Source organism: Sphingomonas lutea, assembly GCF_014396785.1.
GTDB classification, from domain to species: Bacteria; Pseudomonadota; Alphaproteobacteria; order Sphingomonadales; family Sphingomonadaceae; genus Sphingomicrobium; species Sphingomicrobium luteum.
Genome location: NZ_CP060718.1, coordinates 345,438 through 362,633 on the forward strand (window position 1 = coordinate 345,438; position 17,196 = coordinate 362,633).

General features: G+C 65.7%; 13 protein-coding genes and 3 pseudogenes. 11 read left to right on the forward strand and 5 right to left on the reverse strand.

The window, feature by feature from the left end:
• The 10 genes and pseudogenes from H9L13_RS01815 to H9L13_RS01860 all read left to right on the forward strand — a co-directional run bounded on the left by H9L13_RS01815 (position 1) and on the right by H9L13_RS01860 (position 12,064).
• A pseudogene (locus tag H9L13_RS01815) lies at positions 1-1,289 on the forward strand (spinster family MFS transporter).
• 97 nt (positions 1,290-1,386) lie between these two features.
• A complete protein-coding gene (locus tag H9L13_RS01820) occupies positions 1,387-2,988 on the forward strand; it encodes a hypothetical protein (protein WP_187538514.1) in 1,602 nt (533 codons plus the stop codon).
• Positions 2,989-3,072: 84 nt separating this feature from the next.
• Positions 3,073-3,657: a fasciclin domain-containing protein gene (locus H9L13_RS01825; RefSeq protein WP_187538516.1), complete on the forward strand. Its 585-nt coding sequence runs from the start codon at positions 3,073-3,075 to the stop codon at positions 3,655-3,657.
• 147 nt (positions 3,658-3,804) lie between these two features.
• A complete protein-coding gene (locus tag H9L13_RS01830; RefSeq protein ID WP_187538518.1) occupies positions 3,805-3,996 on the forward strand; it encodes a hypothetical protein in 192 nt (63 codons plus the stop codon).
• Between the two features lie 84 nt (positions 3,997-4,080).
• A pseudogene (gene dnaN, locus H9L13_RS01835) lies at positions 4,081-5,183 on the forward strand (DNA polymerase III subunit beta).
• 10 nt (positions 5,184-5,193) lie between these two features.
• Positions 5,194-5,820 carry a hypothetical protein gene (locus H9L13_RS01840; protein WP_187538520.1) on the forward strand — a complete coding sequence of 209 codons (627 nt, stop codon included), beginning with the start codon at positions 5,194-5,196 and terminating at the stop codon, positions 5,818-5,820.
• Between the two features lie 44 nt (positions 5,821-5,864).
• The gene (gene recF / locus H9L13_RS01845; protein ID WP_187538522.1) at positions 5,865-6,923 is read left to right on the forward strand and encodes a DNA replication/repair protein RecF; all 1,059 of its coding nucleotides are present in this window, start codon (positions 5,865-5,867) and stop codon (positions 6,921-6,923) included.
• A 226-nt stretch (positions 6,924-7,149) separates the two neighbouring features.
• Positions 7,150-8,673: a DEAD/DEAH box helicase gene (locus H9L13_RS01850; RefSeq protein WP_187538524.1), complete on the forward strand. Its 1,524-nt coding sequence runs from the start codon at positions 7,150-7,152 to the stop codon at positions 8,671-8,673.
• A 115-nt stretch (positions 8,674-8,788) separates the two neighbouring features.
• Positions 8,789-11,269: a DNA topoisomerase (ATP-hydrolyzing) subunit B gene (gene gyrB / locus H9L13_RS01855; RefSeq protein WP_187538526.1), complete on the forward strand. Its 2,481-nt coding sequence runs from the start codon at positions 8,789-8,791 to the stop codon at positions 11,267-11,269.
• A 33-nt stretch (positions 11,270-11,302) separates the two neighbouring features.
• Positions 11,303-12,064 (forward strand): endonuclease/exonuclease/phosphatase family protein, encoded by a 762-nt coding sequence (locus tag H9L13_RS01860; RefSeq protein WP_235091073.1) that lies wholly within the window; start codon positions 11,303-11,305, stop codon positions 12,062-12,064.
• On the opposite strand, the pseudogene rpoN reads toward H9L13_RS01860, so the two are convergent.
• From rpoN to H9L13_RS01885, 5 genes and pseudogenes are all read right to left on the reverse strand, one after another.
• Positions 12,061-13,508: pseudogene (rpoN, locus tag H9L13_RS01865) on the reverse strand (RNA polymerase factor sigma-54). The gene H9L13_RS01860 and the pseudogene rpoN overlap by 4 nt on opposite strands.
• Before the next feature lie 15 nt (positions 13,509-13,523).
• Positions 13,524-14,297: an LPS export ABC transporter ATP-binding protein gene (gene lptB, locus H9L13_RS01870; RefSeq protein ID WP_187538528.1), complete on the reverse strand. Its 774-nt coding sequence runs from the start codon at positions 14,295-14,297 to the stop codon at positions 13,524-13,526.
• A 4-nt stretch (positions 14,298-14,301) separates the two neighbouring features.
• The gene (locus tag H9L13_RS01875; protein ID WP_187540051.1) at positions 14,302-14,847 is read right to left on the reverse strand and encodes an LptA/OstA family protein; all 546 of its coding nucleotides are present in this window, start codon (positions 14,845-14,847) and stop codon (positions 14,302-14,304) included.
• Positions 14,847-15,485 (reverse strand): LPS export ABC transporter periplasmic protein LptC, encoded by a 639-nt coding sequence (lptC, locus tag H9L13_RS01880; protein WP_187538530.1) that lies wholly within the window; start codon positions 15,483-15,485, stop codon positions 14,847-14,849. The genes H9L13_RS01875 and lptC overlap by 1 nt, the downstream gene beginning before the upstream one ends.
• Positions 15,486-15,493: 8 nt before the next feature.
• Positions 15,494-16,117 carry a ribonuclease D gene (locus H9L13_RS01885; RefSeq protein WP_187538532.1) on the reverse strand — a complete coding sequence of 208 codons (624 nt, stop codon included), beginning with the start codon at positions 16,115-16,117 and terminating at the stop codon, positions 15,494-15,496.
• A 212-nt stretch (positions 16,118-16,329) separates the two neighbouring features.
• Between H9L13_RS01885 and H9L13_RS12880 the strand changes: the two genes are divergently transcribed.
• Positions 16,330-17,148 (forward strand): cold-shock protein, encoded by an 819-nt coding sequence (locus H9L13_RS12880; protein ID WP_187538534.1) that lies wholly within the window; start codon positions 16,330-16,332, stop codon positions 17,146-17,148.
• Positions 17,149-17,196: the final 48 nt, after the last annotated feature.

Sequence of the window (17,196 nt, forward strand, 5' to 3'; positions counted from 1 at the left end):
ATCAAATCGGACGTGCCGCGCGGAAGCGGCCTGGTGCTCGCGCTGCTCCTCCTCGCCTACATCTTCAACTTCCTCGACCGACAGATCCTCGGCATCCTCGCCGGGCCGATCATCGTTGACCTGAAGCTGACCGATGCCGAGTTCGGCGCCATCGCCGGCCTTTCCTTCGCCATTCTTTATTCGGTGCTCGGCGTCCCCCTCGGCCTTCTTGCCGACCGTACCAGCCGCAGCCGCGTCGTCGCCGGTTCGCTCGTCGTGTGGAGTGCTTTCACCGCCTTGTGCGGCACTGCGACCAGCTTTGCGCAATTGTTCTTCTACCGGCTCGGCGTCGGCGTCGGTGAAGCCGGCGGGGTTGCGCCATCCTATGCGCTGATCGCGGATTATTATCCCCCGAACGGCGGGCACGGGCGCTCGCCATCTTCTCGCTCGGCATTCCGCTCGGGCTCGCACTCGGCACGCTGATTGGCGCCTACCTTGCCGCCTGGGTGAATTGGCGCGCCGCCTTCCTGACCATGGGCATCGCCGGAATCGCGCTGGCGCCGATCATGCTGTATTTCGTGCGCGACAAGCCGCGGCCGATCGGTGCCACAAGCGCTCCACTCGCCTCCACCTTCGCGATCATCGCTCGCAAGCCGAGCTTTTGGCTGATGGCGATTGCCGCTTCGCTAAGCTCGCTCGCCGGCTACGGCCTGGCCTTGTGGACGCCCTCGGTGCTCGAACGCAGCTTCGGCTTCACGTTGATCGAGCGCGGGCAGTTCCTCGCCGCGATCTTCCTCATCGGCGGCACCGCGGGAGTGTTCGCCGGCGGCTGGCTGGCGGACCGGCTGGGGCAGGGCGACCGGCGCTGGTATGCGCGCCTTCCGGCGATCGCGTGGCTGATCACCGCACCCTTGTTCGCGTTCGGCCTGTTGTCGACCGACCCGATCTTGGCCTGGGCGCTTCTGCTGATACCCAATGCGCTCAACATCCTGTGGCTTGGCCCCGTCACCACCGCCGTCCAGCATCTCGTCGCGGCGCCGATGCGGTCGACCGCTTCGGCGAGCTTTCTGCTGATCAACAACCTCATCGGCCTGGGTGTCGGCCCGACGCTGATCGGGGCCCTGTCGGAGCTGTTCAAGGCTCGCTTCGGCACCGAGGCGCTGCGCTACGCCGCAGTCAGCGTGGTCGGCTTCTACGTCCTGGCGGCGTTGCTGATGTTGCTGGCGGTGCGCCGCCTGCGCGACGATTGGGTCGAGGAACCCGTCAGCTCGTATACGGCGAGTAAGTCCCTGAACGAACGGGACATTTGAGGTTCACCCTAGTGCGGTAGCCTGCAAGGTCTACCCGACAACCTGTGGGAACGGCGCGGCTGACGGGCCGTTCTTGTCGTTCGGAAGGAGATTTATCGTGTTGAATAGGGTGATCCTCGCAGCCGGCGTAGCCGCGCTGGCGATCTCGGCCCCTGCTGGCGCAAAGCCGGACGGGGATCGTGGTGGCGGCCAGTCCGCCAGAGCCGAACGCGGCGGCGGTGGCGGCCAGAACGTCCAGCGCGCGCACCGCGTTGAACGCCAATCGATGCCGCGCATGGAACGGCAGCAACAACGCGCCGAACGTCGCGCTCAGCCGCGCTTCGAACAACGCCAGATGCAACGCGCCGAGCGCCGGGCGATGCCGCGCATGGAACGCCAGCAGCAGCGGGCCGAACGTCGCGCTCAGCCGCGTTTCGAACAGCGGCAGCAGCAACGCGCCGAACGTTATGCGGCCTTCCGCCAGGATCGCGCGCAGAACAATCGGGCCGAGCGGCGTGCCCAGCGCGTTGAACAGCAGCAGCGCTTTGCAAACCGTGTGGAGCGCCAGCAGCGCGCCGAGCGTCGTCAGGAACGCGTCGAACAGCGGCAGCGGTTCGCCAACCGCATCGATCGTCAGGACCTGCGCAATCAGCGCGTTGCCAACCGGATCGATCGTCAGGACATCCGCAACGAACGGTTCGCCAATCGCATCGATCGCCGGGATTTCCGCAATGATCGCGTCGAGTTCCGCAACGATCGCATTCGCGTCGCAAGTGCCCGTTCGGCGCTGGGCTTCGGCGGCGGCGGCTGCCCGCCGGGATTGGTCAGCAAGGGCTGCGTTCCCCCGGGCCAGCAGTACAGCGCCAATCGCTTCATCGGTGATGCCGACGCTTACCGCTACAGCCGCCTTGCGTCGCTCGCGTACAGTCCGCGTTACGAGATCATTGAGCCGTATCGGGCCGCGAGCTTCCTTGGTTCGCCGTTATCGTCGCTTGCAGGAACATTCTCGCTGATGGCGATGCCGCAGGCCGTGTCCTATCTCTATCCGGATACCGACGATTATTATTATCGTTACGGCAACGGTTATGCCTATCGCGTCGATCGGGACAATGACCTGATCAGTTACGTGCTTCCGCTGCTCGCGGGTGGTTTCATGCCTGGCCAGTATCTGCCGGCCAGTTACATGAATAGCTACGTGCCGGACCATTACGGGTTCAACAGCTTCTATCCGTCGAGTTACGATAGTGCCTACGGCTACGGCTATGGCTACGAGAATCTGTGCAATCGCTACGTGAACGGTGTCGTCTATCAGGTGGATTGCAACAGTGGCGTGGTCGAGGATGTGATCCCGCTTTACGCCAGCGGCTATGGCGTGGGTCAGTATTTGCCGGCGTCCTATGGCACCTACAACGTGCCCTACCAGTATCGCGACATGTATTATAACACGTCCGATTATAACTATTGGTATGCGCCGGGCGCGATCTACCAGGTCGACCCGACCAGCCAGTTGATCACGGCGGTGGCGTCGCTTCTGGCGCCGGGCTTCTCGGTCGGTCAGCCGCTTCCTGCGGGTTATGGCATGTACAATGTGCCGCTGGGCTATCGCGACACTTATTACGATACGCCCAACGCCTGGTACCGTTACAACAACGGCTACATCTACCAGGTCGACCCGACCACGCAGCTGGTGACCGCGATCGTCGCGTCGATCCTGACCTGATCGTCCATCAGCCGTTGAACAGAATGGCCCGGCACGCGTTGCCGGGCCATTTCCATGACGAAACGAAAGGGAGGCCATCCCCGCATGCATAAACATGCCATCGTATCCGCGGTCACCGCGATTCTCGCACTGAGTGCGTGCAATAATGACGACACGGCGGCGACGGGAAACAGCCCGGTCGCGCAAACCTCGGAAGCGCAGGAAGCGGCGGGCGACAAGGCGATCGCCGCCGGCATTCCGGCTGGCAGCCAGTTCATGGCCGCGGCGAAGGCCGCAGGCCTCGACCAGACGCTGGCCGGCCCAGGACCCTATACCGTGCTCGTTCCCGTCGATGCCGCCTTTGCGGCCGCGCCGGCCGGGACGTTCGATCCCAAGCCCGAAAATCGCGCGCGCATCACCGGTGTGCTGACCAACCTCATCCTGCCGGGCACCGTGTTGTCCACCGACATCGACAAAGCGATCGAGGCGGGCAAGGGCAAGGCCGTGCTTGCAACCATGGGCGGCGGCACGATTACCGCGACCAAGGAAGGCGGCAAAACGGTCTTTACCGACGCGTCGGGCAAGAAAGTGACCGTTACCGAGGCCGATCAGCGCTTCACCAACGGCGTTGTCCACCAGATCGACGGCGTCCTGATGCCGGCCACCGCGCCAGCCCGCAACGCCTCTTAAGCTCGCTCAATTGCGCCGGCGGCACCTGAGCCGCCGGCGGCCGACCTGCCCGTAACCGACGGAAACTGAACCGAAATGGGCGAGCCCCTGGTGGGGCCGCGCTCACAACGATGGTATCTGCCACGCGGCTTGTCGCGAGGGGGCACCGTGGACATCAGGCGGAAACGGCCGTCGCCGTTGTTCGGCGCCACCGGGGTCAGCGACGCCGCATGCAGGATCGAGCAAGCCGCGGACGCGGCACAGGCCCGGGCCGCGGTTACGGCACTCGACGCGGCGATCAAGGACGCGCTCGGCGCCCTCGATCAACTTCGTCCCCAGGCGATTCATCGCGCCTGCTGAATTTCGGCCTGCGCCCACTGGAACGCTCAAATCGTCCCGCTATAACCTCGTCCAACGCGAGCTAAACTCAGGGCGGATGGGGCAATGAAAGCGACGATCGAGCGGGCGACATTCCTGAAGTGCCTGGGCCACGTCCAGTCGGTCGTCGAGCGACGCAACACGATCCCGATCCTGTCCAACGTGCTGATGGAAGCGCGCGACGACGGATCGATCCGGCTGATGGCCACGGACCTCGACCTGCAGATCGATGAAAGCGTGCCGGCCAACGTCACGCAGGCGGGGGCAACGACGGTTTCCGCCCACACCTTGTTCGACATCGTCCGCAAGCTGCCCGAAGGCAGCCAGGTCGAAATCACCGCTGCCGAAGGAAAAATGCAGGTCGTCGCCGGGCGCGCCAGGTTCAACTTGTCGACGCTGCCCCGCGACGATTTCCCGGTGATTGCCGAAGGCGAGCTTCCGACCCGCTTCGAACTGCCCGCCGCGACGCTCCGCCAGATTATCGAGAAGACGCGCTTCGCCATCTCAAGCGAGGAGACGCGCTATTATTTGATGGGGATCTTCTTCCACATCGTCGATGAGCAGCTGCGCGCCGCCGCGACTGACGGCCACCGTCTTGCCCGGGTGACGGTCGCGCGGCCCGACGGCGCCGAAGGGATGCCCGACGTCATCGTCCCACGGAAGTGCGTGGCCGAGCTTTATCGCCTGCTCGAAGAACTCGAAGGCACGGTCGAAGTCTCGCTGTCCCCGACCAAGGTCCGGTTCGGGCTGGGCAGCGCGGTGCTGACCAGCAAGCTGATCGACGGCACCTTCCCCGATTACAATCGCGTCATCCCGACCGGCAACGACAAGTTGCTCAAGCTCGATCCCAAGAGCTTTTCGGCGGGTGTCGATCGCGTCTCGACCATCGCCAGCGAGAAGACGCGCGCGGTCAAGATCAGCGTCGACCGCGACAAGGTCACGTTGTCGGTCACCAGCCCCGAAAACGGCGTCGCGACCGAGGAGCTGGCGGCCGACTACGGCTCGGACGGGATCGAGATCGGCTTCAACGCGCGCTACCTGCTCGACATCCTCGGGAGATCGACGGCGACACGGTCGAAGTGCACCTCGCCGACGCCGCCGCCCCGACGCTGCTGCGCGAAAACGACAAGTCGAACGCGCTCTACGTCCTCATGCCGATGCGGGTCTGAGGCGCCGCAGGTGGACGTCGAGGTCGAGAACCCGCACGACCACGTCGCACATCGCACGGGCCATAAATGGCTCGACAAGGTTCTGCCGATCTCTGCGCTGTTCGTCTCCTTCCTGTCGATCCTGATTGCCTACCACCACGGCGAAGTGATGCAGGACTTGGTGCGTCAGAATGAACGGCTCGTGCAGGCCAATTCGCTTCCCTACCTGCAATTGTACGGCAGCAATTCGGTCAATGCGGGCAGTTACAGCGCCATTTTCAGTGCCAGCAACGAGGGCATTGGGCCTGCCGAGATTCGCTCGGTCCAGGTGCTTGTGGATGGAAAGCCGGTCAGCTCTTATGGGCAGATCCTGCGCGAATGTTGCGGCATCCGAGACTATTCCAACGTGTCGACTTCGACACTGCTCGGTCGCATGATTCGGCCCGGGGCCGCGATCCAGTACATCAACATGACCTCGTCCGGATCCGAACGTGACCGGGCGTTCCTCGTCGATCGCGCGCGGCAGGCAGATCGGATCGAGACCCGCCTGTGCTACTGCTCGGTGTTCGACGAGTGCTGGACAGTGACTTCGCGCGGGATGAGCCCGCCTGCGCGTGTCGACCAATGTACGAGGCCGGAACCCCAATACCGCACGTGATGCCGGCATCGACCGGGCTGGGCGATCGCGGCTAAGCCGGCCCCGTGCCTCTCACCCGCCTCGTCCTGACCGATTTCCGGTCCTACGCCTTCGCGCTGATCGAACCCGGCCCGGGTTTCGTCCTACTATCGGGCGAGAATGGCGCGGGTAAGACCAACATCCTCGAAGCCGTGTCGCTGCTCGCCCCCGGAAGGGGCTTACGCGGCGCAGCGTTATCGGAAATGGCGCGGCTCGGCGGCGGCGGCGGATTCGCCGTGGCGGCGCAACTCGGAGAAACCGACATTGGCACCGGCACGCAAGCCACCACGCCCGAACGCCGGCAGGTGCGCGTCAACGGCGCCCCGGCCGCCGTCAACAGCCTTGCTGAATGGTTGTCGGTGCTGTGGCTAACCCCGGCGATGGACCGGCTGTTCACCGGCAGCGCGGGCGACCGCCGCCGCTTCTTCGACCGCCTCGTGCTCGCGCTCGAACCTGCCCACGCGCACCATAGCGCCCGCTACGAAGCGGCGATGCGCGCACGCAACAAGTTGCTGGCCGAGCCCGAGACGGCGGATCCCGCGTGGCTGACGGCGTTGGAAGAAGCGATGGCCGAGCATGGCACGGCCATCGCCGAGGCGCGGGACCGAACAGCGAGTGCGCTCGACACACGCCTTGCGTTGGTGCCCGACGACGGGTTCGCCCGGGCGGCAATCGCCATCGCCGGCTGGGAAGGCGGCGACCTGATCGCGATCCTGCGCGCCAACCGTGCGCGCGACAGTGCCGCCGGCCGCGCGGTCGAGGGCCCGCATCGGCAGGACGTCGCCGTGCGCCACCGGCTCAAGGACATGCCTGCCGATCGCGCCTCCACGGGGGAGCAAAAAGCCCTTCTGCTTGGACTGATCCTGGCTCATGCCGATCTCGTCGCCGAGCGCCGCGCCGCGCCGCCCGTCCTGCTGCTCGACGAGGTCGCGGCCCATCTCGACCCGCGCCGCCGCGCCGCGCTGTTCGCCCGCCTCGAAGGCCGCGGGCAGGTGTGGATGACGGCGACCGAGGCGGGCCTGTTCGACGGCATCGGCCCCGCCGCGCGCTTCCACGTCGAGGCGGGAAGAGTCTCACCTGCGTGACTGCCGACGGCATTTCCTAGCTCTCGCCTAGGGAAAGCTGGACTTTCTTCACTTTCCGTCTATATTGCACCGCAGCACGAGACGCTTTGCAAGCGGCGTGAACCCCCCGATCAAGTCGGGGGCGGCCCGCGTCTCGATCGTTTTGCTCTCCAATTCACGCGGGGCGCTTTTTGACCCCTTTCGACCGCGCATTTTTGCGCGGCGACCCATTTTTGGAATCCTATTCATGTCATTTCACACCCTCGGGCTGTCCAAGCCCCTGCTCGACGCGCTTGCCGCGAAAAATTATTCGCAGGCGACGCCGATCCAGCATCAGGCGATCCCGACCGTTTTGAGCGGCCGCGACCTGCTCGGCATTGCCCAGACCGGGACCGGAAAGACGGCGGCCTTCATGCTGCCTTCGCTCGATCGCCTCGCGGCCGAGCGCCAGATCCCCAAGCCGGGCCAGATCCGCATGCTGGTGCTTGCGCCGACGCGCGAGCTCGCTTCTCAGATCGCCGCCAGCGCCGAGACCTACGGCCGCTTCATGCGGCTATCGGTCGGCGTCATTTTCGGCGGCGTGCCCAACGGCAAGAGCGTGCGCACCGTTGCGCGCGGCCTCGACGTGCTTGTCGCGACGCCGGGCCGCCTGCTCGACCTGATCGATCAGCGTGCCTTGAGCTTGCGCGAGCTTGAAATCCTCGTCCTCGACGAGGCCGACCAGATGCTCGACCTGGGCTTCATTCATGCGCTCAAGCGCATCGTCGCCCTCGTCCCGCCCAAGCGCCAGACTTTGTTCTTCTCGGCCACCATGCCCAAGGCGATCAAGGAACTGGCCGACAAATATCTGACCAACCCCGCCGAGGTTGCGGTGACGCCGGTGGCCAAGACCGCCGACCGCGTCGCGCAGCGCGTGGTGATGGTCAACCAGGCGGAAAAGACCGCGCTTCTGACCATGTTCCTGCAGTCGGAGAAGACCGAGCGCGTGCTGGTCTTCAGCCGCACCAAGCATGGCGCCGACAAGATCGTGCGCATGCTCGAAGCGGCTGGTCTTTCGGCCAATGCGATTCACGGCAACAAAAGCCAGGCGCAGCGCGAAAAGGCGCTGGCGCTGTTCCGCTCGGGCGAAGTGCCGGTGCTGATCGCGACCGACATCGCCGCGCGCGGGATCGACATTCCGGGCGTCAGCCACGTCATCAATTACGACCTGCCCGAAGTGCCGGAGCAATATGTTCACCGCATCGGCCGCACCGCGCGTGCCGGGGCGGAAGGGCAGGCGGCGGCGTTCTGCGCGCCCGATGAGCGCGGCTTGCTGCGCGACATCGAGCGGCTGACCCGCCAGCGCATCGAGGTTGCCGCGCTGCCGGCCGACTTCACGGTGAAGGTCGAGGAGCTCAAGCGCCTCAAGCTCGCGCCCAAGGCGCCAGAGCGGTCGGCGCGCCCGAACTTCAAGTCCGATCGCCGTCACGACGGCCAGCGCCGAGAGCAGCGCAACGACCGCCAGCGTCATCCGCATCGTGCCGACGGCCACGCTGCGCATCGGTCGGGCGCGCAGGACCGCAACGGCCAGCGCCGCGACGGTCAACGCAACGACGCCGTGCGCTCGCCGTACCGTCCGGAGGCGCATCGCGAGGTCGATGCCGCGCCGGCGCCGGCGCGCACCAACCCCGGCCACGGTCATTCGCGGCCCGCGGGCGCCCACCCGCGCCCCGAGGGCGGCCAGCCCAAGCGCAAGTTCCGCCGTGGCGGGCCGCGCCGGGCGCAGGGCTAGCTTCTAGCTCGACCATTTGGTGAGGGGCCCGTCGCGTACGGGCTCCTCGCGTGCGCGCACACGCGTACGCGCGTGTGCGCGTGACTTCCGCGCCGAAATCCCTATATCCTGCCTCATGGCAACCGACCCCAATCAGAACGCATATGGCGCCGACAGCATCAAGGTGCTCAAGGGCCTCGACGCGGTGCGCAAGCGTCCCGGCATGTACATCGGCGACACCGACGATGGCTCGGGCCTCCACCACATGGTGTTCGAAGTTTCGGACAATGCGATCGACGAGGCGCTGGCGGGTCATTGTGACCGCATTCTCATCCAGCTGAACCCCGACGGTTCGGTCACGGTCGAAGACAACGGCCGCGGCATTCCCACCGGCATCCATGCCGAGGAAGGCGTATCGGCGGCTGAGGTCATCATGACCCAGCTCCACGCAGGCGGGAAGTTCGAGAACACCAGCGACGACAATGCCTACAAGGTGTCGGGCGGCCTCCACGGCGTCGGCGTCAGCGTCGTCAACGCGCTGTCGGAATGGCTCGACCTCACCATCTGGCGCGACGGCGAAGAGCATTACATGCGCTTTCGCCACGGCGATGCCGAAGCGCCGCTCAAGGTCGTGGGGCCGGCGCCCGAGGGGAAAAAGGGCACGCAGGTCACCTTCCTGCCCAGCCCCGACACGTTCAAGATCACCGAATTCGACTTCGAACGGCTCGAGCATCGCTATCGCGAGCTCGCCTTCCTCAACTCCGGCGTGCGCCTGATCCTCGCCGACGCGCGGCACGAGGAACGGGTTGAGCATGAACTATATTACGAGGGCGGGATCGCGGCCTTCGTCAAATATCTCGACCGGGCCAAGACCCCCTTGTTTCCCGAACCGATCGCCATTTCGGCGGTGCGCGACGGCATCGGCATCGACGTCGCGCTCGAATGGAATGATTCTTATTACGAGAACGTCCTGCCGTTCACCAACAACATCCCCCAGCGCGACGGCGGCACGCACATGGCCGCCTTCCGCGCGGCGCTAACCCGGACGATCAACAATTACGCCGAAAAGTCGGGGATGCTGAAAAAGGAAAAGGTCACGCTGACCGGCGAGGACATGCGCGAAGGCCTGACTGCCATCGTCTCGGTCAAGCTGCCCGATCCCAAGTTCAGCAGCCAGACCAAGGACAAATTGGTCAGCTCCGAAGTCCGCCAGCCGCTCGAGAGCCTGATGAGCGACAAGATGAGCGAGTGGCTCGAGGAAAATCCGCAGAATGCCCGGGCCATCATCCAGAAGGTCATCGACGCCGCCGCGGCGCGCGAAGCCGCGCGCAAGGCACGCGAGGCGAGCCGCAAGTCGGTGATGGGAATCGCTTCATTGCCGGGCAAGCTGGCCGACTGCCAGGAAAAGGATCCGGCGCTCAGCGAACTGTTCCTGGTGGAGGGCGACAGTGCCGGCGGATCGGCCAAGCAGGGTCGCAATCGGCACAACCAGGCGATTCTGCCCTTGAAGGGCAAGATCCTCAACGTCGAACGCGCGCGCTTCGACCGCATGCTCGGTTCGAAAGAGATCGGAACGTTGATCCAGGCGCTCGGGACATCGATCGGCGCCGAGGAATTCGATATCGAGAAACTGCGCTACCACAAGATCGTGATCATGACCGACGCCGACGTCGACGGCGCGCACATCCGCACGCTTCTGCTGACCTTCTTCTACCGGCAGATGCCGCAGCTGATCGAGAACGGTCACCTCTTCATCGCCCAGCCGCCGCTTTACAAGGTCAGCCGCAGCCGCTCCGAAGTCTATCTCAAGGACAATGCCGCGCTCGACGATTATCTCGAGGCGGCGGGGCTGGAAGGGCTGATCCTCGACAGCCCGGAAGGATCGCGCTCGGGCGCCGACCTCAAGGGCCTGGTCGATCATGCGCGGCGGATGCGCACCTTGATGGCGTATGCGCCGCGCAAATATGATCCGGCGTTGATCGAGGGGTTGGCGCTCAACGGCGCACTCCAGCCCGATCTCGACAAGGCGGGCCGCGCGGCGGCGGTGGCCAAGGTCGCCGACTGGCTCGGTGCGGCCGATCTCGAAGCGACCTGGTCGGGCGAGATTGCGGCCGAGGGCGGATATCTGATCAAGCGGCTGTGGCGCGGCGTCACCGACGCTTTCATCATCGAGCCGACCTTCCTCGTCTCGGCTGAGGCGCGCAAGCTCCATGCGCTCGCTGCCGAACAGGCCGCGACCTACGCCAAGCCGATGACGTTGCGCACGCTCAAGAAGGGCACGGCGGAGCCCGAACCGGCCGAGGACGGGGAAGCCGCGGAAGCCGAGACCAAGGGCAAGCCGATCGCGGTGACGCGCCCGTCCGAACTGCTCGACGCCGTCCTTGCTGCCGGCCGCAGGGGCCTCAGCGTCCAGCGCTACAAGGGTCTCGGCGAAATGAACGCCGAGCAATTGTGGGAAACCACGCTCGACCCCGCGAACCGCTCACTGCTGCGTGTCGAAGTCGCACAGGCCGACGTCGCCGACGAAATCTTCACCCGCCTGATGGGCGATGTCGTCGAGCCACGCCGCGAATTCATCCAGGACAACGCGCTTAGCGTCGCCAACCTCGACGTCTAGGAACCGCGTGCCCATGGCGTTGTTGGCTAGCCCGTGACCAGCGGCACCATCACCGTCGCCTCGTACAACATGCGCAAGGCCGTCGGGCTCGACCGGCGGCGCGATCCGCATCGCGTGCTCGATGTATTGCATGAGATCGATGCCGACGTGGTTGCCTTGCAGGAGGCGGACAAGCGGGTTGGCGGGCGCGGGTCGGCGATCCCGCATGAGTTGATCGACGAATACGGGCTGTACACGCCGGTCCACCTTGGGGTGCGGCACAAGCGGCCGCTCGAGAAGACGCGGGTGCATGCCGAGAAACTGCTCAAGGTAAACACGCGCAACATCGGCTGGCACGGCAACGCGTTGCTGATCAAGCGTCACGTCGGGGTGATCGACTGCGCGACGATCGAGCTGCCGACGCTCGAGCCGCGCGGCGCGGTGCTTGCGGAGTTGCTGATCGGGGACAAGCCGATCCGCGTCGTCGGCATGCACCTCGACCTGTCCGGGTTGTGGCGGCGGCGGCAGTTGCGCGCGATCCTCGACGCCGTCGACCGCCGGCAGCAGCGCATGCCAACGGTGTTGATGGGCGACACCAACGAATGGCGCGTCGCCGGGGGCTGCCTGCGCGAGCTCAACGGCGACTTCTGCATCGCGCCGACGGGCCCGAGCTTCCATGCGCGCCATCCGGTCGCCGCGCTCGACCGCATTATCGTTCACCGCGACCTCGGGATCGAGGCGGCGGGGGTGCATATGACGGAGGCAGCGCGGCGCGCGTCGGACCATTTGCCGATCTGGGCACGGATCAGCGTCTAGCCCGCAATCTTCCTCAGCCGTCGGCGCTGGACTGACGATCCAATCCCCATCGCTTCGCGATACTTGACCACGGTGCGACGCGCGCAGTCGAAGCCGCGCTGCTTAAGCAAGGCCGCGATGGCGTCGTCGCTGAGGATGTCAGACTCCGCGTCGATCAACTCCTTGATCGCAGCCTTGACCGCGTTCGATGAGGCCCCGTCGCCTTCGGCTGACGCCACGCCCGATCCGAAGAAATATTTGAGCTCGTAGAGCCCGCGGTCGCACAGCAGATATTTGTTCGAAGTCACCCGGCTGACGGTCGATTCATGCATCTCGATCGCCTCGGCGACCTCGCGCAGCGTCAGCGGCTTCATCGCCGCGACGCCGTGTTCGAAGAAGCCCTGCTGGCGCTTGACGATCTCCGACACGACCTTGACGATCGTCCGCGCGCGCTGGTCGAGCGCCTTGACCAGCCAGTTGGCGCTGGCCAGGCATTCGCTCAGCCAGGCGCGCGACGCCTTGTCCTGCGGCCCGGTCTTGAGCTCTTGATAATAGCGGCGGTTGACGAGCACGCGGGCAGCGTGGCCTGGTTGAGCTCGACCGCGAACCCGGCGCGCGTGGTGCGGACGAACACATCGGGGGTGACGTCGACCGAGGCGCTGCCCGAATATTGGCAGCCGGGCTTGGGGTCGTAGGCGCGCAATTCGCGGATCATGTCGGCGAGATCCTCGTCGTCGACCCGGCAAATGCGCTTGAGGTCCTGCATCCGGCCCTTCGACAGCAGTTCGAGATTGTCGATCAGCCGTGCCATCGCGGGGTCGTAGCGGTCGGCCGCCTTGGCCTGCAGCGCAAGGCATTCGCTCAAAGACCGCGCGCCGACGCCCGGCGGGTCGAGCCCCTGCACCAGCGCGAGCGCTTCCTCGACGAGCTGCAGCGGCGCGCCCGAGGCCGCGGCGATGTCGTCGAGATCGACCGACAGGTATCCGGTCTCGTCGATCATCTGGGCGATCACGCGCGCGAGCTCCCCCGTGGCCCCCGACGCCCCGTGCAATTGATCGAGCAGATGCTCGGCAAGCGACTGCGCGGCATATTCCAGCCGATCGAAGTCGAAGGCTTCCTCACCGCCGCCGGACGTCACGACATCGCTGAAACTGTCGACCTCGAGCGCCTCGGCAGTGGTGTCGTGGTCGAGCGGCCGGTCGTCCTCGGCCTGGCCCATGATGATGTCGTCGGCGCCGGGATCGTCGGGTGCCTCGTTGCTGTCCTCGGGGGCCGAGGCCGTCGGCGCATCCCCTTCGTCCTCGCTCGAGGGCGCTTCGAGCAGCGGGTTTTTCGACAATTCCTCGGCGATATAGGCTTCGAGCTCGAGGTTGCTGAGCTGGAGCAGCTTGATCGCCTGGGCAAGCTGGGGCGTGAGCACCAGCGATTGCGATTGGCGGATGCCAAGGCTCGGTCCGAGGCCCATGGCGTTCGCCCGGCCCTAAAGCGCGAAGCTCTCGCCGAGGTAAAGGCGCCGGACTTCCTGGTCGGCAACCAACGCTTCGGGAGTACCCTGGAACAGAACCTGCCCGTCATAGATGATGCAGGCGCGATCGACGATGTCGAGCGTCTCGCGGACATTATGGTCGGTAATGAGGACGCCGATGTCGCGCTTCTTCAATTCGCGCACCAGCTCACGGATATCGGAAATGGAAATGGGGTCGATGCCCGCGAACGGCTCATCGAGAAGCATGATCGACGGCTCGGCCGCCAATGCACGCGCGATCTCGCACCGGCGCCGCTCGCCGCCCGACAACGCCATCGCCGGCGATTCGCGCAGGCTTTCGATGCCAAACTCGCCTAGCAATTGCTCTAGCCGGTCGCGGCGCGTCTGCGCATCGGGCTCGGCGACCTGGAGAACGGCCATGATATTCTCCTCGACCGTTAGCCCCCGGAAGATCGAGGTTTCCTGCGGAAGATAGCCGAGGCCGAGGATGGCGCGGCGATACATCGGCAAGCCGGTGATGTCCTGACCGTCGAGAAAGATGCGCCCGCTGTCCGGGTTGACCAGCCCCATGACCGAATAGAAGCAGGTCGTCTTGCCCGCACCGTTGGGGCCGAGCAGGCCGACCACTTCGCCGCGCCGCACTTCGAGTGACACGTCGAGCAACACGGCGCGCCGGTCATAGGCCTTGGCGATCGAGCGGACTTCAAGGCCGTCGCCGGTCTGCCGTGCGCTGGCGGTAGACCGGGCGATGGTCGCGGCTTCGTTCACGCGATCAGCCGCCGCCGCGCCGCGGCACGGTGAAGCGGCCGGTTACGCGCCCGCCGCTCTGGTTCACGCCCGGGGGACCGCCGTCGATCACCGCGCGGCCCGAATTGAGGTCGATCATCAGCCGGGCGCCGGTGACCCGGTTGGCCCCGCGGTCGAGCTGGACGTTGCCAAGCAAGGTGATCAGCTTGCGGTCGAGGTCATAGATGCCGATGTCGCCGCGCGCGGTTTCGGACGGGCTTCGGACGACCACGCCCCCGGCCGCGTCGAGCCGTCGGATCTGCACCCCGCCGCCGCCCGAATAGGCGACCGTGAGCCGCTGCGTTTCCAGCGTCAGAGCGTCCTGGCGGACCTGCACATTGCCGACGAAAAGCGCACGGTCGGCGCGATCCTGCACCTCGATCCGGTCGGCCGACACATCGACGGGCGCATTGCTGTTGTGGCCCTGAAGCGCCGACCTCGACGTGTTCGATTGTGCAACCGCGCCCGACGCGACGGGTCCCGCGACGGCAAAAGTGATTGCAAGAATGATGCCGAACGGACGCATGCGCATCATCTGACCGCGCCTTGCGTGATTTTCAAGCGAGCACGTCCATTCAGGATCAGCGTGCGCGTGCCGAGATCGGCGCGCAGTTGATCGGCCTCGAAGGTTCCAAGCCGGGTCGAGCCGGTCACGGGACCATCGCTGACGACCTGGCGGTCCTTGAGATCGACCTTCACGTCGCGCGTCGCCAGCCGATAGCCGTCCGGCCCGAGGACGCGGATCGGGCCGTCGACGACCACTTGCTGCGTATCAAGATTGTAGCGGCCCTGATTGGCGCCAATCCGGACCGGACCTTGCTGCAACTGGAGTTGCGCGAACATGCCGCGGATGTCGACAATGGGCTCGTCGGAAGTCTGCTGGATGGCGTTGTTGGCGACGATTTCGAAGCGCTGCCCCTTGTTGTCGGTCCCAGTGTAGCGCGCCGATTCGACGCGCATCCGTTCGGGCGCATTGTCGACCTTCTTCTTGTCGAGGATGAAGCTGACGTCGCCATCTCGGTCGAGCGGTGCCACTGCAAGCACGGCGATGACGACGCCGACCGCCGCCGGAAGAACGACCTTCGACCAGCCGATCAGCCGGTCGTGCGCGCTGCCCGGCACGGCCCAGCGGCGCTTGGTGCCGCGGCGGTTGATCGCGGCTTCAGACATGGACCCGGCTATCCGTCATGCGCGAAAATGTCCGTGTCGGCCCAGCCCGCAATGTCGAGCAGGGCACGTGCCGGCAGGAAGGCGAAGCACGCCTGCGCGAGTTCGACTCGGCCCTCGCGCGCCAGACGTTCGTCGAGCTTGGCCTTGAGCGCGTGCAGGTAGCGGACATCGCTTGCGGCATATTCGCGCTGTGCCTCCGACAGTTCGTCGGCGCCCCAGTCGCTGGTCTGCTGCTGCTTCGACACTTCGATGTTGAGCAATTCGCGCACCAGATCCTTGAGCCCGTGCCGGTCGGTGTAGGTGCGCACCAGCCGCGACGCGGTGCGCGTGCAGTAAAGCGGCGCGGCAATGATGCCGAGGTACGCGTGCATGATGCCAACGTCGAAGCGCGCGAAATGATAGAGCTTCAGCCGAGCCCCGTCGGACAGCAGGGCCTTGAGGTTGGGCGCGGCATAATCGCTGCCTTGGCGGAAGCGGACCAGATGCTCGTCGCCCTGACCGTCCGACAATTGCACCACGCACAGCCGGTCGCGACCGGCCATCAACCCCATCGCCTCGGTATCGACGGCGATCGGGCCGTCGGCGAAGCGCACGTCGGCGGGCAGGTCCTCTTCGTGAAAATGGATGGCCATGCAGTCTCTTTCGTTCGGCGTTGCGCTCCGCTTTAGTCCGGCTGGTGCTCGGCATTCCAGCCCCGCGCCGATTCAATCCACTAGAGCGAGCGTGATTTTTGCTGTAAGCGCGTGAACCGTGCGTGAGTGAGAAATGCACGGACCGGTTGCGCAGTCCTTGCCCGAGGCGCGGTGGTTTAGGGATCATGGGGCAGTAAGAGTTCGGAAATTTCATGGGTTTTGACAGAGGGCGCAAGGGGGATCGCGGCGGGCGCGGCCGCGACAAGCGCGACAGTTTCGGCGACGACAATTTCAGCGGCGGTAGTGAGTTCGGCGGCGGCGGTTTCCAGGACCGCGGCGGCTTCGCTGGCGGCGGCGGCCGTGGCGGCTACGGCGGCGGTGGCGGCGGTGGCTATGGTGACCGCGGCGGCTTCGGCGGTGGCGGCGGCGCTGGCGGCTACGGCGGCGGTGGAGGCGGTGGCTTCCGTGGCGGCGGCGGCGGCGGTTTCCGCGGCGGCGGCGCTGGCGGCATGCCCCCGCAGGTTGTTGGCGAAGGCAAGGGCACCGTCAAATTCTTCAACCCGCAAAAGGGCTTCGGCTTCATCGTTCGCGATGACGGCGCGGAAGATGTGTTCGTGCACATCTCGGCGGTCGAGCAGGCGGGACTGACCGACCTGGCCGATGGCCAGCCGCTCGAGTTCACGCTGGTCGATCGCGGTGGCCGGATTTCGGCGACCAATTTGCGAATCGAAGGCGATCCGATGCCGGTCGAGCGCAGCGGCGGCGGCGATCGCGCCGGCGCTGGCGGCGGCGGTGGCCCGCAGCGGCAGCTGACGGGCGAAAAGGCCAGCGGCACGGTCAAGTTCTTCAATTCGATGAAGGGCTTCGGTTTCATCCAGCGCGACGATGGCCAGCCGGATGCATTCGTGCACATTTCGGCGGTCGAGCGTGCGGGCATCCCGACGCTCAACGAAGGCGACCGACTCGAATTCGAACTCGAAGTCGACCGCCGCGGGAAGATGGCCGCGGTCAACCTGCAGACGATCAGCTAGAACGAACCCGTTTCGACGGGGGCAAGGCACCCGCCCGGCGCAATCCGG